The 22,828-nt window shown below is 48.1% G+C and carries 17 protein-coding genes, 1 tRNA gene and 1 CRISPR repeat array; of the genes, 11 read left to right on the forward strand and 7 right to left on the reverse strand.

Annotated features, from left to right (window positions below):
* The gene (locus tag GEI7407_RS13835; protein WP_015172817.1) at positions 1 to 1,365 is read right to left on the reverse strand and encodes an MlaD family protein; all 1,365 of its coding nucleotides are present in this window, start codon (positions 1,363 to 1,365) and stop codon (positions 1 to 3) included.
* 130 nt (positions 1,366 to 1,495) lie between these two features.
* Positions 1,496 to 2,278, reverse strand: a complete 783-nt coding sequence (locus GEI7407_RS13840) for an ABC transporter ATP-binding protein (protein WP_015172818.1) — start codon at positions 2,276 to 2,278, stop codon at positions 1,496 to 1,498.
* A 385-nt stretch (positions 2,279 to 2,663) separates the two neighbouring features.
* Between GEI7407_RS13840 and yvcK the strand changes: the two genes are divergently transcribed.
* The 3 genes from yvcK to GEI7407_RS13855 all read left to right on the forward strand — a co-directional run bounded on the left by yvcK (position 2,664) and on the right by GEI7407_RS13855 (position 4,701).
* Positions 2,664 to 4,034: a gluconeogenesis factor YvcK family protein gene (gene yvcK, locus GEI7407_RS13845; protein WP_015172819.1), complete on the forward strand. Its 1,371-nt coding sequence runs from the start codon at positions 2,664 to 2,666 to the stop codon at positions 4,032 to 4,034.
* 14 nt (positions 4,035 to 4,048) lie between these two features.
* On the forward strand, positions 4,049 to 4,558 hold the full coding sequence (locus GEI7407_RS13850; protein WP_015172820.1) for a bifunctional alanine racemase/tRNA (adenosine(37)-N6)-threonylcarbamoyltransferase complex ATPase subunit type 1 TsaE: 510 nt from the start codon (positions 4,049 to 4,051) through the stop codon (positions 4,556 to 4,558).
* Positions 4,559 to 4,630: 72 nt separating this feature from the next.
* Positions 4,631 to 4,701, forward strand: a tRNA-Cys gene (locus tag GEI7407_RS13855).
* Between the two features lie 642 nt (positions 4,702 to 5,343).
* A CRISPR array of direct repeats spans positions 5,344 to 5,538; the repeat unit is 32 nt; unit sequence CCCTTCCAGTACCGGAAGGGCGATCGCAACTC.
* Positions 5,539 to 6,104: 566 nt separating this feature from the next.
* On the opposite strand, the gene cas12k is transcribed toward GEI7407_RS13855, so the two are convergent.
* Positions 6,105 to 8,366, reverse strand: coding sequence for a type V CRISPR-associated protein Cas12k (gene cas12k / locus GEI7407_RS19665; RefSeq protein WP_015172821.1), 2,262 nt, complete (start codon positions 8,364 to 8,366; stop codon positions 6,105 to 6,107).
* Positions 8,367 to 8,586: 220 nt separating this feature from the next.
* Between cas12k and GEI7407_RS13865 the strand changes: the two genes are divergently transcribed.
* From GEI7407_RS13865 to GEI7407_RS13885, 6 genes are all read left to right on the forward strand, one after another.
* Positions 8,587 to 8,910 (forward strand): hypothetical protein, encoded by a 324-nt coding sequence (locus GEI7407_RS13865; RefSeq protein ID WP_223294430.1) that lies wholly within the window; start codon positions 8,587 to 8,589, stop codon positions 8,908 to 8,910.
* A gap of 1,081 nt (positions 8,911 to 9,991) precedes the next feature.
* A complete protein-coding gene (locus GEI7407_RS13870) occupies positions 9,992 to 11,809 on the forward strand; it encodes a DUF262 domain-containing protein (RefSeq protein ID WP_015172824.1) in 1,818 nt (605 codons plus the stop codon).
* A 32-nt stretch (positions 11,810 to 11,841) separates the two neighbouring features.
* On the forward strand, positions 11,842 to 12,243 hold the full coding sequence (locus GEI7407_RS21115) for a hypothetical protein (RefSeq protein ID WP_150109795.1): 402 nt from the start codon (positions 11,842 to 11,844) through the stop codon (positions 12,241 to 12,243).
* A gap of 45 nt (positions 12,244 to 12,288) precedes the next feature.
* Positions 12,289 to 12,678, forward strand: coding sequence for a hypothetical protein (locus tag GEI7407_RS21120; protein WP_015172825.1), 390 nt, complete (start codon positions 12,289 to 12,291; stop codon positions 12,676 to 12,678).
* A 396-nt stretch (positions 12,679 to 13,074) separates the two neighbouring features.
* Positions 13,075 to 13,293, forward strand: a complete 219-nt coding sequence (locus GEI7407_RS13880) for a hypothetical protein (RefSeq protein ID WP_150109796.1) — start codon at positions 13,075 to 13,077, stop codon at positions 13,291 to 13,293.
* Between the two features lie 91 nt (positions 13,294 to 13,384).
* On the forward strand, positions 13,385 to 14,476 hold the full coding sequence (locus GEI7407_RS13885) for a DNA sulfur modification protein DndB (RefSeq protein WP_015172827.1): 1,092 nt from the start codon (positions 13,385 to 13,387) through the stop codon (positions 14,474 to 14,476).
* Here the strand turns inward: GEI7407_RS13885 and GEI7407_RS20340 are convergent.
* Positions 14,432 to 15,301, reverse strand: a complete 870-nt coding sequence (locus GEI7407_RS20340; protein WP_015172828.1) for a hypothetical protein — start codon at positions 15,299 to 15,301, stop codon at positions 14,432 to 14,434. The two genes, GEI7407_RS13885 and GEI7407_RS20340, sit on opposite strands and share 45 nt — an antisense overlap.
* Positions 15,302 to 15,733: 432 nt before the next feature.
* On the opposite strand from GEI7407_RS20340, the gene GEI7407_RS20345 reads away from it, so the two are divergent.
* Positions 15,734 to 18,112: a UvrD-helicase domain-containing protein gene (locus GEI7407_RS20345; protein ID WP_015172829.1), complete on the forward strand. Its 2,379-nt coding sequence runs from the start codon at positions 15,734 to 15,736 to the stop codon at positions 18,110 to 18,112.
* 3 nt (positions 18,113 to 18,115) lie between these two features.
* Positions 18,116 to 19,285: a PD-(D/E)XK nuclease family protein gene (locus GEI7407_RS20350; protein ID WP_015172830.1), complete on the forward strand. Its 1,170-nt coding sequence runs from the start codon at positions 18,116 to 18,118 to the stop codon at positions 19,283 to 19,285.
* A 37-nt stretch (positions 19,286 to 19,322) separates the two neighbouring features.
* Here GEI7407_RS20350 and dpdD read toward each other — a convergent pair whose 3' ends face one another.
* The 3 genes from dpdD to GEI7407_RS21125 form a co-directional block, all read right to left on the reverse strand.
* Complete coding sequence (dpdD, locus tag GEI7407_RS13895) at positions 19,323 to 21,590, reverse strand: protein DpdD (RefSeq protein WP_015172831.1); 2,268 nt, start codon at positions 21,588 to 21,590, stop codon at positions 19,323 to 19,325.
* Entirely contained in the window at positions 21,587 to 22,102 is a 516-nt protein-coding gene (dpdK, locus tag GEI7407_RS13900; protein WP_015172832.1) for a phospholipase D-like domain-containing protein DpdK, read from the reverse strand. Before dpdK ends, dpdD begins: the two co-directional genes overlap by 4 nt.
* A 96-nt stretch (positions 22,103 to 22,198) precedes the next feature.
* The gene (locus GEI7407_RS21125; RefSeq protein ID WP_150109797.1) at positions 22,199 to 22,609 is read right to left on the reverse strand and encodes a hypothetical protein; all 411 of its coding nucleotides are present in this window, start codon (positions 22,607 to 22,609) and stop codon (positions 22,199 to 22,201) included.
* Between the last annotated feature and the right edge of the window lie 219 nt (positions 22,610 to 22,828).

Consider the following 22,828-nt stretch of genomic DNA (forward strand, 5'->3'; position numbering starts at 1 on the left):
TTAATTTCCCAGTTTCATCTCGAATGGGGAATCAGCACTCTGAGAGTCCGTATCAAAGATCAGAGAAGACTCAGCTGCTTCGGCGGGCAGATCTGCGGGGGACTCAGGGGGGTCTAGCTGCAACAGCGATCCTGGCAGCTCATCCGGCGATCGCGCCACTCCCGCAGCGCTCGGCTTGGTCGGCACACTGGCGATCGCCCCCAGAGGAGCCAGTTGCTGCGCGATCTGCGTTTGCTCATTGAGCTGCTGCGTCGAAGACACCAGGCCCCCTAGTCCCTCCACAAGGCGCTTGAGATCGTCCCGAAAAGACGGATCACCGGTCAAATCATCCAGGTCCGACGTGATTTTCTGAGTATTTTGAAAAGTGGCTCGGGCCGCATCCAGAGTCTGCTGTAGCAGCAGCACCGTTTCAGGGTTGTTGAGCGACACAGACGCATTCCGGACGGCCTCCGACGCCTGAGCCGCATTCGTCGTCAGCAGCTCCAGGTTACGCACTGTCACATTGAGGCGGTTGGCCACTTCGCCCTCACGGCTCAGCGCTGGCGACAGGTCCGTCAAAATCTGGCGCAGCTGACCGCTGGTCGCATTCAAATTCGTCAGCGTTCCTGTGAGGGCAACGCGATTGGCCGCCAAAAGCTCACTGGCCTGATTCGCCGTTAGCCCTAGCTGGGCCGCTGCCTGCCCCACCGCATTAGAGGTTGTCACCGTCGAGGCAGACACTGCCCGCAGTTCTTGGTTGGCAGCCTGGGTCAGGCTCGACACATTTCGGCTCAAGACGGCAATCTCCTCCGTCGCCCCGGCGATGCCCGCCGCCGCATCCGAGGCATTTTTGGTCAGAGAGTTGATGTTCGCTGACATCTCGGGGTCCGTCAGCAAATTGGTCAGGCGCAGGGTCGCGCGAATCAGCTCATCAAAGTTGACGCCAATACTGCCGCTCAGGCGCGTACCGTCACACACAATCAGGCTTTCGTCGCAGTCCGGATCGAGGGGGCGGGTGTCTACTTCGGAGCGGGTCAGTTCGACCAGGGGGGTGATGTCGATGGCCACTTCGCCGATGAAGCCGGACTGGTTGGATTCGATCAGCACATTTCGAGGAATCAAGAGGTCTGCTGAAGAAATCTCGATGTCGACCTCGACGCTGCCGATCGCGGGCTGCACTCGCGTCACTCGACCAACGGTCACGCCCCGATACCGCACAGGCGCGCCGGGCTGGATACCGCCGGTGTTGGCGAAATCGACGGTCGCTTGGTAGCTGCGGTTGGCTGGATTAAAGCCTTTGAGCCATAGGATCAGGCCTCCTGCTAAGCCAAGCCCCAGCAAAATCAGCAACCCGACTGAGCCTTCTCGAATTGTTCGCGCGCGCATGTCGTCTCCTCACTGCGTTTCAGAGGTGAGCCGTCAGAAGTTTGGGGCCTGCTGGAGGGTGGCCGGCAGTTTGCCCCACGGTTGATGCATCCAGTACATCTGATGCATTAACGCCCCTCTCAGCCGTTGTTTATTCTCCTACGACTTGGATGGGTCCCTCGATGCTGCCACTGAAAAACTGACGCACCATCGGATGATCGGACGTATCGATGTCGTTGACGGTGCCTTCCCACTGCACTTTACCCTGGTACAGAAGCACGATGCGATCGGCGGTGCGCCGAATGGTGCTGTCTTGGTGAGTGACGATGATGTAGGTGCCGCAGCCGTCGTTGGCGGCCTGGAGGCTGCGAATGAGGTCTTCGATCACGGTGGAGGCAATGGGATCGAGGCCGGCGGTGGGCTCGTCGTAAAGCAGCAGGTCGGGGGCTCCTTCATCGTCCGGATTGGACATGATTGCCCGCGCAAAGCTAACACGTTTGCGCATGCCGCCGGAGAGCTGGGCGGGGTAGCGATCGCCCACTCCCGGCAGTCCGACGAGCTCTAGGCTGTGGTCAACGAGTTGGCGAATCCGCGCTGCGGACAGATTGGAGTGCTGATACAGCAAGAAGCCAACGTTTTCGTCGACGGTCAAGGAGTCAAAGAGGGCCGCCTGCTGAAAGACCATGCCGATCCCTAGGGGTTCTTCGTAGTCCCCCGCTAGACCTTCGCGCCGCTGACCCATGACGTAGACTTCTCCAGCATCTGGGGCCAGCAGGCCTGCAATAATGCGCAAGATTGTGGACTTTCCAGTACCGGAGGGACCAATGATGGCCAGAGCTTCACCCCGATAGATGGTGAGATCAACTCCGTCCAAGATGAGACTTTGGCCAAAGGATTTGGTGATTCCCTTTAGCTCAATGATGGGCTCCCCCATGGCGTTTGATTCTGTAGGGCAATCTCGCAACGGTGATTCTATATGAGACGGTGTGGATGGGCGATCGCGGCCAATGCTGGGACACCCCAGCGCACCCAAACGGGGCTGCGCCCCTAGCAGTATAGCTTTGTCGTTCTGGCGGTTTGGTACTGATTCCGCTAATTCGGCGATTCCCTCAAGGCGATCGCCGCTTTTCCTTCCCGGCTCAGCAACCTTCCATCCTCAGATTGAGTCCAAACTGGACTAGAACCGACCCAGGATGGACTGATACAGTCAAGGCATTTCTTCTACATCTATTCTGGGTATTTCTCCCAGCCTCTGTTGCGATCGCCTGTGCCCCCCAGTTCGCTTCTTTGCCCCACCCCATGTCTGACCTCGGTTCCCAATGGCATTTAGCACCTTAAAACAAGCCCTACACACCCTCAAGCGGGAGTCGCGCTATCGGACCCCCAACCGCGTCAACCAGTGGTTCAAATGGCTCGCCCCTGGTCTTTTGGTCAAACGATGGCTCTTGGTCAGTGCCGGCGGCGTTCTGCTCGCTAGCCTCGGGCTAGCCACCTGGGTCAATCTCACCCCCGTCCACTATCTGATCGAGCTGGTCGCACAGGTTTTAGGGACGATCGCCACCCTCGTCCCCAACTATATCAGCGGTCCTGTCGCCATCATTTCAGGACTCATGCTCATCTTTTGGGGGCAGACCCGGACCCTCGGCTCCATCACCGAAGTCCTCATGCCAGAAGGGGACGAAGAGCTGGTTGACGTCCTGCTGACCCATCGTCGCCTCAATCGCGGCCCCAAAATCGTCGCCATCGGAGGCGGCACCGGCCTCTCGACCCTGCTGCGAGGCCTCAAAGAATACAGCGCCAACATCACCGCCATCGTTACCGTCGCCGATGATGGCGGCTCCTCTGGCCGTCTGCGGCGAGAAATCGGCGTCCTGCCGCCCGGCGACATTCGCAACTGTCTAGCTGCCCTCGCCGATGAAGAGAAACTGCTCACCGAGCTGTTTCAGTACCGCTTTCGCGCCGGCGATGGCCTAGTCGGCCACAGCTTTGGCAACCTGTTCCTCACGGCCATGAGCGAGATCACCGGCGATCTGGAGCAAGCCATCAGCGCCAGCTCCAAAGTCCTCGCCGTGCGCGGCCAAGTTTTGCCCGCGACCCTGAGCGATGTGCGTCTATGGGCCACCCTGGCGGACGGACGCCGCATCGAAGGTGAATCCAGCATTACAGAGGCCAAAGGCACCATTCGCAGCATTGGCTGTATCCCCGCCAATCCTCCCGCCCTGCCTCGGGTCCTGCGCGCCATCCGCGAAGCGGACTACATCATCATTGGTCCCGGCAGCCTCTACACCAGCGTGATTCCAAACTTGCTGGTCCCAGAAATCGCAGAGGCGATCGCCCAGCGCCAGGTTCCCAGCATCTATATCTGCAACATCATGACCCAGCCCGGAGAAACCCAGGGCTACACCGTGAGCGACCACATCCGCGCCATTGATGAAGCCTGCGGCGGCCGTCGCCTCTTCAATGCGGTGCTCGTCCAAAAGAAAACGCCCTCCGCCCAGGCTTTGATCAACTATGCCCAAGAGGGCTCCTACGCCGTCGCCCTCGATCGCGAAAAAGTAATTAACTTAGGTCGGCGCATCGTTCTAGCCAACGTCATGGACGAGGACGAAAAAACAGCCCTCGTGCGCCACAGCCCAGAGCGTCTCGCTCGGGTCTTGCTGAAGTGGTACAGCCGCGTTGAAGGACTTTGAGCGCTCAGCAGATCATGAACCAACCCAACACTGCCACGCTGTATCTGCCAAATGCTGAGGCAACTCAAAGCTTCGGGCGCTCTCTCGGGCGATCGCTCCCCGTGGGCAGCATCCTGCTCCTCGAGGGAGACCTCGGCAGCGGCAAAACCACCCTCGTCCAGGGCCTCGGTGAAGGCCTCGGCATCACCGAACCCCTCGTCAGTCCGACCTTTACCCTCATCCAGGAGTATCTAGAGGGCCGCCTACCGCTGTATCACTTCGATCTGTACCGTCTCGAACCCGCCGAAGCGGATGCCCTCAGTATCGAAACCTACTGGGAAGGCTTCGAGGTAGAACCCGGCATCGTCGCCATCGAATGGCCCGAACGCCTCACCTACACGCCGCCCGCCTATCTACATATCCAGATCGCCCCCACCGAGGAGGGTCGCCAAGTGCAGATTCGGGCTGTCGGTGGGCTCTCTCTGGAGGATTTTGACCTTACGCCAGACGCGCTCGATCTCTCTGCAAGCACTCCTCAGCCATAGATTTTGGGAAATATGGTCCTAGGGGGTTTCGCGATCGCACTCATATTTGTTATATTGATTCCCCAGAGTTACGGCGGCATGGCCAAGTGGTAAGGCAGAGGACTGCAAATCCTTTACCCCCAGTTCGAATCTGGGTGCCGCCTTCAAATTTTTATGCCCAAAAGTGTACAATCACGAATTCTTTGTCGTGTTTCACGAATTCGTGTCGTTTGGGCTAGTTTTGACACCCATTTCACAAATTAATGTCGTTTGGGCAATTTGGGGCACGTTTCACGAATTAATGTCGCAGTTGACATTTGGACGTATTCCTGATTTTGCCACATAAGACTTAATCTAACCATAGCCCACTCGTGATGAAGTAAGATAACTTTTGCAGACCCCTGCCTCTTTCAAACCTTCCTTCGTCGATAGCCACTTGGTTGTTAATGGGCATCTCGCTGTCAAGCTTTCAAAGCGCATTCTTCAGACTAACCAGATTTAGTAAATCTGAATGGAATGATGTATTGCCAGTTTCTTACTTTCAATTCTTCTGCACAGGAGGGTGAGCATAGTAGCTCATGCTCGAACAAATACAAACCCACTCAGTTTGGTGTCGAGAGGGCGAATCGCAACTTTGATAAAGACGCAACCTAGAGAACCAAAGCTGTATCCCTTCTAATGTCGGAACAGCAGTGCAAAGCTGTGCTTCCTAATGCTCACTCCTTATTCCAGTTGTTTCTAGACTGGCTGATGCTGAGAAAGCAATTGGAACTTGACTGCTGCGGTAATGTATTTGCCGTGACCTTACTTTCAGCCCTTCCAGTACCGGAAGGGCGATCGCAACTCTGCGGAGTAGGTTGTCAGGCGAAAACGGAGTGTTGCTTTCAACCCTTCCAGTACCGGAAGGGCGATCGCAACTCTGCTGGACGAACAAACTCTCGGCGCGATGATCCCGCCTGGACTTTCAACCCTTCCAGTACCGGAAGGGCGATCGCAACTCCCGGTAGCCAAATCCAAACATAATCAGGTTTCGGCAACCTGTTCTGTCCAACCAAACAGATTTTAGAGGTTAACTTTTCTGTTTGAATAAATCATTTAAATGTAGGATTCTGAACCCTTACGTATAAAGGATTTGGATTCTGGCAAACCTACCGGGAAGTTGTCCCTAGCTTTAGTTTGTCAAAAATTGAGGAAGGTCCCCTTGATCGGGGAAACTTTAGTGGCTGTCTCGCAGTACGTCTGCACCCTTATCAACCGATTAGCTGAAAGAGCTTTACTCCCTGGTATCAGGCTCGCCAGACCTGACCCCGAACAGTAGGCTAAGCCTACAGATGTCATTGGACTTTGGTACTCATGATGGAGAACCTAAGCCATCCACATAGCGACAGAAAACTGTTACTGAACTTTGATACCTGTAATGGATGTCAAAGCGTTGATACAGCAACAGAACCACCAGGCTAGAAAGTACCTGCTCGTTGAGCAGTAAACTTACCCTTATTTTATGCACTCGCCAATGCGATAGCGGCGGAATTGCTCTAATTCTATTGTCAAGGTGCAAAAACTATTTCTACCTTTCGGCAGACTCTCGGGTGTAGTAGGCAGCTTGGGCAAGGTCTTTTGCCTTGTCCTGTAAATCTCCAGACACCGGTTGCCATGCTGTCTCAATCAAAACTCCAACACGGGCTGCTTTAGAGCGAATGGCGGTATCAAGCCGACCGTAACTCCATTGATGAAAACTGATCCGAAACTCTTTAGCATACTTATCCTGGGCTTCCTTCAAACCAGGAAATTTCTTTTCAGCTCTTGCTCTTATTTCACTTTCAACACTTTCACGAATGTTTTCGATCTTTGGTAGAGTAATACTGCCAGCTTTCCATTTGATTGCTAGCTCGACAATTCTAGCTGCCAAAAGTCTGTCCACATACAGACCCAGATTTGTTTCTGATTTGGATTGCTGGTACATACCTCGACTTCGCTCTTGATTACGACGGCGCAATCTATTTCGACGCAATCGTTGATGACGACCAACCAACCTATACTGTTGAAACTTTAATTGAACAATAGTCTGATTTCCTCTTTTATCCTGTACCTTCCGGTCAACCAGTAATTGACGCACAGTTTGAGTTTCTAGAATTTTGTCCTCCTTTGCATCCCACACTACAGCAGTAGCAGGCTTGTGTCGGCTAAAACTTACCCCAACCACGATGTCAGGCTGTCCTTGATAAGGTTTTTTGCTAGGGCGTGAAAAAGCAGATTTATTATTAAGTCGAGTCAGTGTAGATGATTTCCTTTTCCTGTCTGCCATTTGCCCAGCAGTTAGTTCCTGATTGTCAGTAACCGCTTTCTTCTTTCTGGAATCCTTTGAATCGCCCTCCAACTGTTTAATGATCTGACCAATCTCTTCCTGCCGTACCTCCTCAGTTCCTTCTGCAGTAAGCAAGCGAGTATCGATCGAGCATTGAAGATACAACCGATGAGTATTCCAAGGTTCAGTTTTTCGGTTGTCTGAAGAACTGCCAACATTCTTGCCCGATGCCACTACCGCGTTATTTTTCTGTTTCCCTTTCTTCTTGCGAAGGCTTTTGGGTGGAACCCGATTGTCCTCCCTCCATATCAAACGAGCAGACCGGAGTAAAAATAGACTGGCAGAGCACTTCTCTGAGTCAGCTTTTCCTTTCCTGTCCAACTCTTGGTACGTTTTCCAGTCAGTTACAAACTGTTGAAAATGTGGTAACTGACGGCGATCGCACAGGATCTTAAAGCTATGGTTTTTCAATCCCTGAAAACGGACAATGATTTGGTTTCTTGGTTTGTTTGTTTTCTTACCCTTGAGGGTTTTACGCTCCTGTGTCTCTTGGAACCATCGAAGATCGGTATTGCTACCAAAACTAATTGGGTAGGGTAAAGATTTTGGCAATCTCATAACAGCAATTCGTCTTTGCCCTTCTTCCGCATTCCATTTAATGAATTCTGAGACATCCTCTTCAGAAGTTGAAAGTTTGCTTGGCAATTCAGTAGCAAACTCTAAATTCTTCTGGTACTGCGTTCCAAAAGGATCTCGCCCCTTTGGCAATTGGCTCTTCAGTTGTTGATCCAAACGCTCAATTTCAATTCTGGTTTTCTCAATCTCTAAAGGAATCTTATCTGGATCTTCCTCTTCATTCACTTGAGAATGATTTCTGACCAGATGGGCAATGGCACGTCGTGTCACAGCATCCGTTGAAGAGTTATACAGTTTATTCAGCTTGTATATTGATATAAATTTTCTTTCTTCTTGCATTTCTTCTGAATCTGTTTGAGCCTTATCTTTCTTTTTTGTGGCTTTTTTCCTCCTAACTTTTTTATCTTCCGACGTTTCATTGGCTTCCTTTTTCATCTCGGACAAAAGTTGAGATAGAATTTCATGAGCCTTTTTTATGATTGAATCCAGTTGAGATTCATCATATTCCGTGAGCAAATCGTCTTCTACGATATCTAGCCAGAGCTGCTTTCTATTACGTTGTTGTTGCCGTCCATGCTGTAAGGCAAGCCATGATTTATAAGTAGTCTGGACGGTAGAAATCGCTGATTTATAAAATCGATCAGGTAGTTGGCTGAAGCGTGGCTCTAAAAGCAACGGAGGTTCTTCATTACTTGATTCTTTGGCAAGGCGTTCTACAGCTTTTGCTGGTAAATTGCCAGCACTCTGCCATCTTTCAAAATCTGGATGCTGAGCGGCTCTTTCCAAAAGCTCTCTTACAAGGACTGCATGCTGCACCATAAGCGACCATACATATTGACGAGTCTCTTCGCTAGCAGCCAATAGGCACTCAACGGTGATGATAGGCATAACTCTTCCACACAACGAGTTTTCTCTGATCTTTGGAATTTTGACCCTGCCTACACTGCCTCACCAAACTGAAGGTATGCATTACTTAGCGGCAATGAGAAAAGTGAAAGCAACACCGTCAATCACTAACTCTTGATTCTTCCTACATACCTTAGAAGATAAATCTAAACTGGTAAGCATATGATAGCCTAAACTTGTCACCGTGACAAACAAGATGACAATGGCTATTGCTCCACAGACCCCGGCTCATAGACACTGGACTGCGTTAGAAGCGTATCTCCAGCCATTAGAAGATGACAGCATGGAACTCGATGAGTTTCTGAAACACTGGGATGTGACAAGAGAGGAACTGGCTTACATCTGCGACTGTTCACTGACGACGGTGAACCACTGGTTCTCGCAGGGAGAGCATCGTAGATTCCCCTCCGAGAAGCACAAGCAGAAGCTTGCGCTTGCTCACCATATCTGGACGACGATCGAAACTGAGCCGGAGTATCTTCAGACCCTCCGTGAGATGTACATCAAAAAACATCGGAAGCGATAAAAAGCTGCTTGCCAATTGGCAAGTTTTTCTTGTTGCTGTGGGTAGATCATTTTACTGTGGGTATTGGGGGAGTAGTTACCCCATTCCTTGGCCCGTAAAAATAGGTTGTGTCCGCTGCATTGATTTGACATATACGGGTGAGCGGCAATTTGGGTCATTGGCTCATTAAGCCGGGTTTGGGCAAAAATCTTGCGAATCACTGTCACTTGTTATGGAGAGGCTTGAAGATTGCTCAAACGACAACCCAAATCAGCAGACAAGGAGGGGTGATTTGACTGTCTTCAAGGGATTTCTCGGAAATCTGACTGTGCTGCAATTCTCAGAACTCGACTCTTGTAAGCTTCCCGCTGAGTTTCCAACGATGGCTTCTGCACCTAAATTTAGTTTGGGAAGTCGGTGTCGATGGATACCCAACCCAAATACGGATTGGGGGACGGTTATTGGTCACGTTTATATTCCAACCAACCACGATCGCTCATCGTCTGAATGGTCATGGCTATACTTGCTGCTGCTTGATGTTGATAGTCCGTCAAGGCAGTGGGTTGCAGTGGATTGGGTTGGTGAGGAGGATTTGGAGTTGATTCCTTTTCCACCTGAACGATCGCGAGGAGGTTGATCTATGAGCCATCCTGGAGACCAGAAGCCTTTAGGGGATGTGGAGCGATCGCTCTTCCGTCTCTACGTCAATTGTCAACTACCTGGTATTAGCCCAGAGCAGCTTTACCAGGAGTATGACTTCAATTACGAACAACTTGCCATGATCGCGGGGTGTAGCATCCCAACGATGACTCGATGGATGACCCAAAACCGACAACCTCATGCGTTGAAGGAAGTCTACAGTCGTCGATTGGGAGAGTTTTATTTTCTTCTCCACCATTATCAGGAGATTCCGCCTGACATTTGGGATGTGATATGTCCTCTACCTCCACGATTACGAGCGATTCTTTATCCTTCAAAACGACCTTGATGTGTTTGGTTGGTCCTATCATTTGATAGGAATTTAGACAGAACACTTGATCTACTTCAATTCCAGGATCTATTGTTGCCAACATCGAGTTCTACCCATTTCCACATGGCGACAATGAACACACCTATTTCAGCGTTTGATTTATCCAAGGAAGCCTTGCCAGATCTGTTGCTGAAGATTCAACAGGGCTTTATTCAACTTCCTGATCTTCAGCGCAGTTTCTGTTGGCACGATGACCTGGTGATTGATCTCCTTGCAAGCGTCAGTCAAGGGTGGCCGATCGGTGGCATCTTGTTGCAAGAAGTGTGCAATGGTTCCTGGAAGGTTTGTTCTCGGCTGGTTGAAGGAGTGCAGTTGGAACAAGTTCCAATTCCTACCGAACTAATTCTGGATGGGCAGCAGCGGTGTACCACGCTCTTTATGTGTTTGTTCTCTAATCGCCCTGTACGAGTGCAGAGCCGACGGAATGGCAAAATGAGCGATCGCTGGTATTACGTTGACATCCAGAAAGCCCTCGACCCTGATGTTGAGCGGGAACAGTCGATTCTGGGTTTCAATAACCGTCGGATTCGTCCTGGCTTTGCAGGACATCCTGCCATCAACTGTTCCTCTCCAGAGCAAGAATACGAACTGGGATTGTTTCCCCTGGCTCAAGTGTTTAGCTATGCTGCCTGGCGGCAGGGGTATTCCAAATACTGGCAGTACGATCCCGTCAAACTAGAACTTTTAGATCGATTTGAGCGAGAGGTGATCAAGCGATTTGAGCATTTTCAGGTGCCAGTGATTCGCCTCAAGCCAGGACTGCCAAAAACCGCAATCTGCCGCGTGTTTGAAAAGGTCAACACTCAATCAGAGCAGCTCAACTTCTTTGATTTGGCAACCGCTTGTTTTGCCAGTCAGGACTTTTCGCTCCGAGATGACTGGGCAAAGCGGGAGGACCGCCTCAAGCAGCATCGGGTCTTACAGACCGTAAAAGAGACTGATTACATTGCTTGTGTGGCGCTGGTCGCTACTTATCATCAACGCCAACAGGCGATCGCAGCAGGCAACCCTACCCAACAACTACCCGCAGTCGCTTGTAGCCGAGAGGAAGTGTTGGATCTGTCGCTGGCAGACTATCAGAAGTACGCTGATCAAGTCGTTGCAGGCTACGAGGAAGCAGCACGATTTTTGTATGGGCAAAAAATCCAAACGGCTGAGAATTTGCCATACCAAATTCAGTTGGTTGCTCTTGCGGCAATCTTGGCGGTTGTAGGTTATCCGCAGGATCGGGTGCGGGCGAAGCTGGAGCAGTGGTTCTGGTGCGGAAGCTGTGCGGCTCTATATACCTCCTGGCATGAACGCCGTGCCTCACGGGATATGGTAGAAGTTCCTATCTGGTTAAATGGGGGTGGAGAACTACCAAACACGGTTCAAATGGCACATTTGCAGGCTGAACGGCTCTTGCTTGTGCGGCGGCGGCATGGAGCAGTTTATAAAGCTATCAATGCTTTGCTACGGAAAAATGGGGCGATCGATTTTGCCGCTGGTGAGGCATTAGCCGAGATTAATCTGTTCAACGACCCAATCGACAGCCACCACATTTTTCCTGTGGCGTACTGCAAGAAGCAGGGGATTGATAAAGACCGGTACAACAGCCTGGTGAACCTGACACCCCTGTCCCGATTATCAAATCAGAAAATTGGTGGAAAGGCTCCAAGCCAGTACTTGCGGGTATTAGAAGCAGAAGGAATCAGTCGGCGACGGATGGACGAAATCCTCAGATCTCACTTGATTGAACCAGAAACTCTGAGAGCAGACGACTTTGAATCCTTCTTGAGCAAACGTGCCTACGCTTTGATGGATTTGGTGAATCGTGCAATGGGCAAGACATCAACAGGTGGGCTGATGGAAATTGCTGCCAACCCAACTTCCAAACGGGCAAGTGCTTGATTTTCCTATGACCCATAACTGGGATAGCCCTTATGTCTCAATCTCTGGAAGATTACCGACTTGCATTAGTGGAACGGGCATTACGGATCAGGGACAGCGACAAACCGCCAAACTGGTATTTGCCTGAAACAGTACGATTTGCAAAGGATGCAACAAATTTCCTGTACTTATTGCTGAAAAGCGCGATCGCGGCAGATGTGCCATTGATACCACCACAAAACCAAACGATATCGCAATCCTCCTCTATTCAGGAACTGCGATATCAGTGCTGTGAACTGGCAGAGAAACTGTATCAGGCAGAGTTAGCCCAGCAAATACTGGTGGCGCTGGAGTTAGTTGGACACATTGCTCGACTGGTTCGGTTGGAATCTGAACGCGCTCAGCAGTTTGCTAAAACTCGTGGGATTCATCCTTATTTGGGTAAACGAAGTTAGCAGACCGTTCCTACTGTTGAATTACCCCAAGGCTTTGTACGACTCATGTTCAAAAAACGCTCACTCCTATTACCCTGCAAACGATATTTAGTTAGCTCTCTATTCCTGGCGAGATTACTTGGAATCAATAAGTTCTTGTTGTTTCAAGGTATCTTGCCCTATGGCAAAGCATTGAAAATCCAAAGTTGTCTATTGAATCTGTGGATGCTGGAGCAGAAACGACTGTGCGCTACTACATTCAGAGTATTGGAAGAATCGTTTGCTGATGGTAGCGTCCCTTCAGACGCTAATTGCCTGGAATATTTCCAAGATTTGAAAACCTTGGAAGCAGAAGGTCGTTACGATTGTGTGCTCAACCAGTTGTACCTACCTCGAAACGAATTTCTTGAAATCAATCACGATGAGTATTCAACTCCCGATCGCAGCCAACTTTAGTAATTCCTGGAAATATTCCTGGAAATATGCAATATAGGCATTCTGAGGCTTCCACAAATTCCCAACAAGTTTGTGGGAGCAGGTTCGAGAGGTAAGGGGGATCGGTTCCAGAAAAATCTGGATTGTTTTCTCTCCTGTTCCTACAGGTTTTCCAGGATTAGTCAAACAATGGTTTTCAAGAATTATCGGAATTATAGTTTTCAGAATTTTTAGGATAAACAACTGCGTGGTAATCAAGCTCCTACTCCTTGTGCAGTGGGATTGGAATAGCCTTGATGACTTGATCGCAAAAATATTAAGCGTACTGAAATAGAACACCTATATTCTCCCATCCATGCAATGGAATAGCGGTTTGCTTCCAGCATGGCTAACTACACATTTACTGGAGAGTTAGTTGTGGGTACTTACTACGTTTTCATCAAGGAAACCTATTACAGACCTGTAAAAATCGAAGCTGCAAGCAAAGAGGATGCTGTTGATCAGGTGGCAGACGATCGTGGAGCAGCGATGCCAATTGAGTTTCACTCTACTGGGCATTGGTCAGAGTGGTTGGTGGAGGACGAGCAGGGAGTTCGGTATCAGCATGTGATTGGGGTGGGTTACACCCGCCTCTAAATACGCCTCTAAACGGTACAAGTTTTTTAGAAGCGAGAAATCACCTCTTCACTGTCCACACCTTGAATACACTCTCACTAGGAGAATTTTTATGGAGCTTGTCCTCCGGGCTGTACCTGTGCATCGTGGGTTGTTGAGTGAACATCAGAGCTATGTTGCTAGTTTGCTATTTGGTGACATTGCCCGATTATTAGACGTCGGCTGCCTCTACGTTCCAAATGATCCAGAATTACCAGACTTTGCCCAACGCAAACCCAATCCAGTCAGGGTAAAGACGATCGCCCAGTATATCCTGGAAACCTATGAAGATGGCAGTACCTTCTTCCCAGCCATCTGTCTTAACGTCCAACCGCGACCGATCTATCGGGATGGTAGCATCGTGCTGCCCTATCATTCCGTAAGCTTGCGACTGACCGATGGGCAACACCGTTGTTTTGGAATTCGTCAGGCGCTCAAAAATGTAGAAGATGATCCAATCAAGGAGGCTGCTCTGGCTCAGTTAGAGTTGGGAGCTTTGATCTACGCTGGGTTACCTCTGGAACAAGAGCGACAAGCATTCCGGGATCAAAACCTGCTGGTTCAGCGTCCGAGCGTATCTTTGGCTCACACTTTTGATCAGCGATCGCCATTGGTGCTGATTGCGAAAAAGCTGTTGGAGCGGGTGCCACAGTTTCATAACAATGTGGAAATGGTTGAAAACGGGCTTGGGAAGCACAATCCTAAACTGATGACGTTTTCAACTTTGGTTACTGCCACCCAACATATGTTTCCAAATCTGAAGTCAAAGAAGGATTTGGAAGCTCGTGCTGATTGGGCTATGACATTTTGGGCGGCCGTTGGTTGCACGCTACCAGACGATCCCTGGAAGGTGGTTAGTAAGAAGGAGCGCGATCGCCAAAGACAGGAGACTTTAACAGTGACAGCCGTTGTGATCCAGGCTCTGGGGCTAGTGGCACGCGATTTGTATGTAGAGGGGGTTCCTGATGAGAACTTGATGAAGCGATTGTCCAGGCTACGGGAGATCAACTGGCATCGGGAAGACCCCTTCTGGCGAGAACGGGGGGTAACGCAAGTCGGAGCTAAAGGTGACCCCATCATTCAAAACACACGGACCACTGTAGATGCTTGTCATAGGGTATTACGCGAGTTCGTAGGGGTCGTTCCCACTGCTTGTGTTGTCTGAGGTCGCAAAGACTTCTTGTAAAGCATCACGATCGCCAAATCTTTGTTGGTCATAACGGGCATCCCACCAAAGCCAATTGGTCGAATCCGCCCAGACTCGGTGCTTTCTAAGAACCTCCAATCTTGACAATGCGAGTCCACCCAGAACAAAGTCAGGTCTGCTCCAAGTTAAAAGTTCATCTAACTGTTCGTTAGACAAACCAAACTTTAATCCCATTGGCATTGTACTTTCGGCTCTGAGCAGACCTCCTAAAGCAATTTTTTGGTAGCCAATTTCTTTATACTCACTGATCAGAGCCACTAGGAAGCTCTTTGGAGAGTAATAATGTGGCAACAATGCCTCCAGATGAGGCTGAAAATTGTCTTGCCAGTTGTACAAACTTTCTCCAACTTGAACAACCCCAATTAGCTGGTAGGGTCTAGGCTTCGATGAATACTCTTGCCATGCAATTCGAGCAAGATGTAACGATAATAAAGGCTCTCGAATTACATCAGGGGCAAACACATAATCTGGTTCAAACCGATCACAGCGATCGAAAAAGGTTTTGAACTGCTGCTGAAACTGTTGATGATTAGCCAACTTAAATTCACGAACCCATCTATTTCCGATAAATGCACAATCAACTTGGTAGTACCACGGTTTTCCCTTATTCTCAAACACACCACTGTCAATGAAATATGGCTTACCTTGGGATCGAAGCAAACCAAGAAAATTATCAGACTCGATGAAAGTTGCCAAAATACCAAAATCGCCTTTAATCCTTTGCAGCTTTCTTAGAAGATTGAGTCGATTGACAGCAAAGACAGGTAGAAAGTTTTTTTCCATACAATTAAGTGCGAATAGTATTCAGCTTTTAGCCGTTTTTATTATTTAGGAAAGAACTTTTATTATTATGAAATACTTTTTTAATTCTCAAAGAATTGATGCATTATTCTCAATTCTAAGGATGTTTTCTTAATATTGCTCAGTTGAAATTACAGACACAACTATAAGTATGATTTGAACGTATTTTGAGCTGTGCTAAGAATCACAAGATACTTCTGCGATTCCTTGGAAGTATACATGATGGGAGAAACTTAAAAGTTGCCAATTGATAAGTTTTAGATAGTAAGTTTTTCCAGGTTTGTAGGTTCCTTACAATAAATTGACTTTCGTCAAGTAAGCTAGTGGCTTTTCTTCTTTCACATAAGATTAAGGATGGGCACAAAGCTTTGTGCGGACTTGTCTCGTGCGTAATTTAGTGGTGTGGCTTGATTTGTGATTTCCTTCGAAGCCTACAAAAATCTTATTCGTGAAACCCTTAATCGTGACCTAGAGGGAAACTCAGCACAACATGACGGAGTCGGTCATGAAAGCAACGATGTTCTTATGCTTGTGGCTGGACCAGGATCTGGTAAAACAACGGTTCTAGTACTACGTGCATTGCGCCATGTTTTAGTGGATGACATTCTGCCAGAACATATACTTATTACGACATTCACTAAAAAAGCAGCGAAAGAGCTTCGAACTCGCTGGCTTGACTGGGGTAATGCCTTCCTAAACGCTTTGTCAGCTAATCCTCATTTTCAAGAGCGCATTCATCAGCTTGATCTCAACCGATGTCGGATTGACACCTTAGATAGCATTGCACAACAAGCTTTAACAGAAAATCGCCTTCCTGGAGAGCTTGCACCAGTTGTTGCGGAAGGGGCCACTTCAAAGCTTCTACTTAAGCGGTTCTCCTTTAGATCCGTTTATGATATGCATCAGAATGAGTTAGATGAACTTTTCTCTCGGTACACTTTTGAAGGAGATCCACCTCGTAACCGTGGTGAAGCCTTATCTGTTGCAAAAACTTTGTGTGAGCGCCTTGTACAAGATCTGGTGAATCTACAAAGTTTTAGTGGTGACAGTTCTGCTCATCAATATATAGTTGATATTCTCACAGCATATCAAACTCGTCTTCGAGAAACGAACTTATTTGATTTTGCCTTCTTAGAACTTGAGCTTTTACAAAGGCTGAGAAATGTAACCTTATGTGAATGGAGTAGTGATATCCAAGCTCTTCTGATAGACGAGTATCAAGACACCAACCCTTTACAAGAAGCAATTTACTTTGAAATTATCTCAGCTTCAGCTCCTGTGGTCACGATGGTTGGTGATGACGACCAGTCAATGTATAGATTTCGCGGCGGTTCTGTTGAACTCTTTACGCAGTTTGGAGAAAGATGTAGTGATGCAACAGGTCGGCAGACGAGACGAATTGACATGGTTGCTAACTACCGCTCATTTGATGAGATAGTCGATTTCTACAACAGACATATCACTGGGGATCCAAATTTCAATTCTGCAAGAATTTCGCCTCCTAAACCAGAAGTTATTTCTCAAAGAGGTTCAGGAGGAATGCCAGTTCTTGGATTATTTCGGGCAAATCCAAACGACCTAGCAGTATCATTAGCATCTTGGTTAAGCCAGTTATTCACTGAGCGTAGTCTTACCATAAGCAGAGGCGAAGAAAGGTATGAACTGAATGTAACTCCTGAAGGGGATTTGGGTGACTGTGTCCTACTAGCTCATAGCGTTGAAGAAGCAAAGTACAAGTACAACAGACAACAAAGAATTGGTGAAACTGAAACTAGATTTGCTGGTCTTTTTAGAGATGGGATGCTAGATGAGGGTCTCCAAATTTTTAACCCTCGTGGTAGAGCACTTAGAACTATTACAAGTGTTCAGCAAATTTTAGGACTTCTCCTCCTTTGTCTTGACCCAGATGGAGATTTGGTAGACCAAGTATTTCCAACAAATGAGGCTCGTTTCTTCTTAAATGAATGGAAAAATAGAGCTAACACGTTGATTGCTCAAAATCCGTATCCTTCAGATAACGGCGGTCTTGGCAATTTTGTGCAGACGTGGCAGCGCGTATCCCGTGGAAATATAAATCCTGATTTCCCTCCCGACTGGCCAGTATTGGAGTTGATATTCAAGCTAATCGCATGGATGCCTAGTTTTCAAAATGACCCTGAGCATCAAGTTTGGCTTGAAGCAATTACAAGAACAGTATCGAGTGCTGGAATAGCCTCGCCTTACGGAATGAAAATCCTGCAAAATGGCTCGCACTGTCGATTGAGCCGCCAGAGTTTTATTCGAGATGCCCTCCTGCCAATTGCTGAAGATGAGGTAGATGTCGATGAAGATATTATGCCTAGTGTTCCGCGTAACTACCTCCAATTAATGACTATTCACCAATCAAAAGGATTAGAATTTCCACTGGTAATTGTTGATGTAGGAAGTCACTTCACTCGAAATCATCATAAACAGGCATTCCGCAGATTTCCACAAAACTCATCTAATGTTGTAGTTATGGAGGATGATGTTGAAGCTCACTTAGCCTCTCCCCTAAGAGGAGGAAGGGATCCCCTTGATCGGTCGTTTGATGATTTAGTGCGCCTTTACTATGTTGCTTATAGCCGTCCTCAGTCTGTGCTTATTTTGGTTGGCTGTGAGTCGTGTTTAACCTATGGTCGAGGCGCACAGTTTAGTGGTTCGATCCCAAATGTAGCACTAGGCTGGAATCGCGATGGAACCTGGCCGTGGCGACAACCTTTTGCAGGGCGTAGACGCCCTATACAAGTTGAGCCTCCATTACTTTTGATTTGAATTATGGAACTAGAGATTAAGCGACCAGATCACATTGTGCCTAGCTATTCCATGACAGGTGATTTACTGTCGTATCTGCGGTGTCGCTTGCAGTATAGGTATCACAATGGAAGTGCGCTGCCGCCTTCTCGTCCTGTTCAGCAGTGGTTTGGGGAGTTTCTTCATGGAACTCTAGAATTAGCATTTAGATTTTGGGAGGATGATCATGGGAACTACCCATTTCCATGGCCCTGTACTCAACGGGAATGGAGGGAGGTTCCACCGGACTGGGATCTACATGATATTGGCAAGTTTGCTGATAGAGTTGAGTCAGCGTTGAAGCAACAGGGGAAAGAAGCCCGAAGCGAAAATGCTCGCAATTCGGGTTATCAGCGTGTTGCAATGGCTATCAACCAGTTGGGACCACACTTATTTCCCCTAATTGCGGCAGCAGAAAAGAAAGTTATAGGTACAAGGGCAGTTCCAAGTTCCGGGCGATCATTGAGATGCTCGAATTATGAAGTTCACGGAGTCATAGATGTATTAACCCATGTCACACTTGGTGAGGCTGCTGACAACAACTTGATTTCCAGATGTGTAGAAGAAGCTTGTCCGACTCTGTCTGGTGAATATGAGGTGATTGTTGACTATAAAGGAGCAAGACGTCCTAATTCTACAGAACCCTACTGGGAACAGGGTGATTGGCAGGTTCAGACTTATGCTTGGCTTAGGAGCCGTCAACCAGATGCATTACCTGTTGCTGCCGGGATTTTAATCTATATCAATGAACTTACACCTGGCGACAAAGAGATGCAAGGTCTCAAAAAAGGTATCGCTGAGGGGACAACGGATGTTGTTCCAGATCCTGGATCAAGAGATGAGCAACTCGTACGGATGTGGAGACCAGGGAATGATACAGACCAACTATCCCAGGAATTTAGATTGCGACGTGCTATTCGAGTTATTCCCATAACAGATGGGAGTACGCAGGCAGCATTGACTGCTTTTGATGAAGTTGTTCGTCGCGCTGAAGAGGATATTGTTGAAGAAGCTTACGTTGGCAACATTTTACATGCTTGGTCTCCCCAGTGCGAGGATGATGACACTTGCGCTGCTTGTGATTTCCGACATTTTTGCCCTCGACCAGCAGGTACGGGTGAAGATTACGAACCGGGTACACCCTCCGCTCCATAATCTAAGTCTTCAGATAATCAGGCTTAACCGTTTCAATTCATCCATCCCCCAGCCAATTCTGCAGTTCACGTAGTAAACTGGCACTGCCTTTACTATTGACACGTAGTAGCCGCTCCTCAGAGCAGTGTTGCTCAATGAATCCAGTTGCTGCATGTTTAGAGCTTGCAGTCACCATTACTACTAAATCATCATTCTGTACCCATTGACGCAGTCGATCGCTCCCTCCCTTGTCATGGCTTAGATGAACTGTAATACCCTCACAAGTATTCTCCAGGAAGCTCTTCACTCGTTGGGCAACTGGTTCAGTAAGGGTATATATTAAGACAGCTTTATTCTTCAATTTCTGGAAAATATTCTGTGAGGTCTGGTCCGCTTCTTCCGTCTCACTCTTTTGAACGAGCAAATCAGAAAAAGATGCCTCTAGCTTCAAATCCTTGGCAAGAGAGTGGAAAATACTCCACTGAACCTCATCAATCCGATTAGCAAAGTCTCGCAGGCTCTCTGCAACCTTGAACAGAAGCTGCGATCGCCTATCTCGATCTGGACAGGGATGTAGGATAAAAATATTGACGGTGTCTAGTCCCCAATCAACTGTGCTGGGTGCTTGATAGCAGTCCCATAAATCCAGAGCGTAATCAAGCAGGTTGGTGTACTGCTGGGTATCAACGCCTAGCGCCAACAAGATAGTGACTAGCTCATTGAAAAGAGTTAAGTGCTGGTCTCCTGCTCCAGTTGGAACAATGCCAAAGACAAGGGTATCTAAAATGGCGGTATAGAGGGGTAGAAATTCGCGACGAGGAAAATTTGGGTCTTTTTGAAACGAGCTAAGTAAATGGGGAAAAGCGTCTTGAAGGGTTTCTGGGGCCTTTGCCACTATCGAATTTTGCAACGACAAGAATTGGGCGATCGCTCCTGGTTCATCCAACAAGTGTGCCACATACCATTCCTGTGCCCCTTGTCTTGCACTATAGGCTGCTCGCTCCCACGCTGAATTCTGGTCTAGGATTGATAACCACTCTAACCAATTTGTGGGTACAGAATCCGCTGTGGCATTTGTGTCAGTTTGGGCTTTACCAATCAGCGACTCAAGGAATGTTCGGTTCCTCCGGCTTGCTTGAATTGCATCCTGCTCCTCATTAGAGAGTTGATCAAACGCTTGTAGAGCAACCCACTCTGCTTCTAGGGTTTGCAGTTCGTAAGCTGCCTCCAGTAGTAGCCTGACAGACTGTTGAGAGGATGGGTGTTCCTGAAGAAGGGCTAGAACGCGATCGTAGTTCCCAACTTCTGCTGCTTGTATCGCCTCTTCTAAAGGCTCGGATTGGGGTACAGGCGGTGTGGTGTCTGGCAGAAGCCTTGCCAAGCTCTGCATACATCGCTGATCGGCTTCAGACAATCCTGGAACGGTTAACAGTTCGTCTCGCAAAGCTGGGTTAGGAGGTTCGCCTCCCACTGCCAAAAGCATGAAAGACTTCACAACCTCTGCAACTCTGCTACCAGCTCGGTTAGTGAAGAGGATTCCATACTTGGGCAGGATAGCTTCCTGAAAATAGGCAGCAGCGCTGCGAGTTGCAATCGTAATTTCAAAGCGGCTTAACTCGCATTGGTAAATTGCTTGAATAACAGCTTGGGTAACAGCAAAGGGACGACGAACTTGCAATAAATCGGGCAACTCGGGCAGGCGTAACAACTCGTTCCATGCCTGGAGTTCCGCCAGCATCTGTACCCGAAGAAACAGCAGATTCAGGGTATCCAGACGATTTTGATTGCGGAGGTATTGAAGTTCCTTCTCAGCAGTAGAGCGATCGCCCACCTGTAATGCCGTATAGAAATCTCGCAGAACTCGCCCTGTCGCTCGTGGTGCTTCATAGCTACCACTGGTTTTGCGATTGAGAACCTTGAGCATTCTGGTCAAAGCACTTCGGATTTCCGTTGAATTATTGGATTGATCACGTTTCCCTTGAAACTTAAAGGCATTTCCTTGGGTTATTTCCTGTACCGCTGCTTCAACGGGGTCACTGAGTTCAAGGGAGGCTCTTTGTCCTCGAAAGGTTGACCAAGTTGGACCAATAAAGGCAGTAAGTTCCTCTCGCAAGCCACGAAATTGCTGCTCAGTAAAGGCAATGCCATACCAATCTGTCCCTGCTTCCCGAGCGCAAGGGAGTACAGAAGGAAATCCTTTCTTTAATCGGGCAATCCAGGGTTGGAGAAAAGGATTTGCTTGTGCCCGTTCCAGCGTCAGTCGGTTACCCTCACCAAAAAACTGTTCTAAAAACTCACGAATCTCTAAACTGGCTTTTGCACTCATGACACCCTGCCTCCCCAACGCGCTCTGAAATTCAGCTTTTGTTCTGCGATCGCTGTTGGGTCAGTTTCATAGCTCAGTGTTTCTTGGTTGACTGTAATCCCATTGAAAGTAAAGTTCATGGAACCAGCCAAGTAAAAGGAATCTGACAAAATTCCCTTGGAGTGCAGCTCTTCTGCCTTATGAAGACTCAAGTAGTCCAGGTCAGCCTTGGTTTTTAATGTTTCTAGAAAGCTATTGTTATGTGGGTCAGGGCGAGTAGCCACACAAACCATACTTCCCTGCTTGGTTAAAGAAGCAAGAACTTGGGAGAGACGAATCTTGGAGCGATACCAGGACGGCTCTAATGCTTGAAATGTGTTAGCCGTATTATCAATGACTGGAATGTCTGAAATCCAGGGAGACACTAGCCACAGATGTTGACTAGGAGCGATCAATTCTGCAACCAGAATAGCCTGAAGCAAGTCTGGTACTTGGCGTGCAGTGAGCCGAGAGTGAATGTAACGTGCAGACATGCATTACTTGTTTGAGCATCTTAATACAAGCATATCTGCTTCAGCAGACAGATACACCTCACTATCCTATTTCCTGCTCGCAAGTGACAATAGCTCCTACTCAATATGAAGTGCGTTTGAGCTGAAACGGGTTTTGATATAGCCACCAACGTTTTCAATGAAGCCATTCTTGGTTTCTTCTGAAGGAAATACTAGATTAAATCTATTAATGGACTTTAGACTATCTTTATAGTCATTGATAGCATGAAAAATAGCTCTACTGGCGTTTTCGCTGCCGGCAAAGTCAGGTCGCAGAACAACATCTGCTGAGTTTTGAGACGAGTTGTGGCATCCAAGCTTAACGACTTGCTCATCGATAAATTTTTTAGCTGCTTCTTCAGAGGAAAAAGTTAAGAATATTTCCTCAAACGAGGCTACGAGTGCATCTTCTTGAAACGTGCTAAGAGCGAGCAGTAGCGCAGCTACTATAACATCTCCACCATCTAAAGAAACGGAAATTCTAAACACTGAAAATTCGCCTTTTTTATTAGGTTGAGCCTACCAACTAATTCCCACGTAAGTAATCAGTCCTCTATAAAACTGTTTCTGTGTCTTCAACAGAAGATTAATGACAGCAATGAAGTCCCAGCCAAATGATTTCTCCCAAGCTTTCTGTTCGTACTCTCGTTCTCAAGTCCATCGAGTTCTGTCTATTGGTTATACTCTCGGACACAGTTCTATGACTCT

The sequence above is a fragment of the Geitlerinema sp. PCC 7407 genome (assembly GCF_000317045.1).
Taxonomy (GTDB): domain Bacteria; phylum Cyanobacteriota; class Cyanobacteriia; order PCC-7407; family PCC-7407; genus PCC-7407.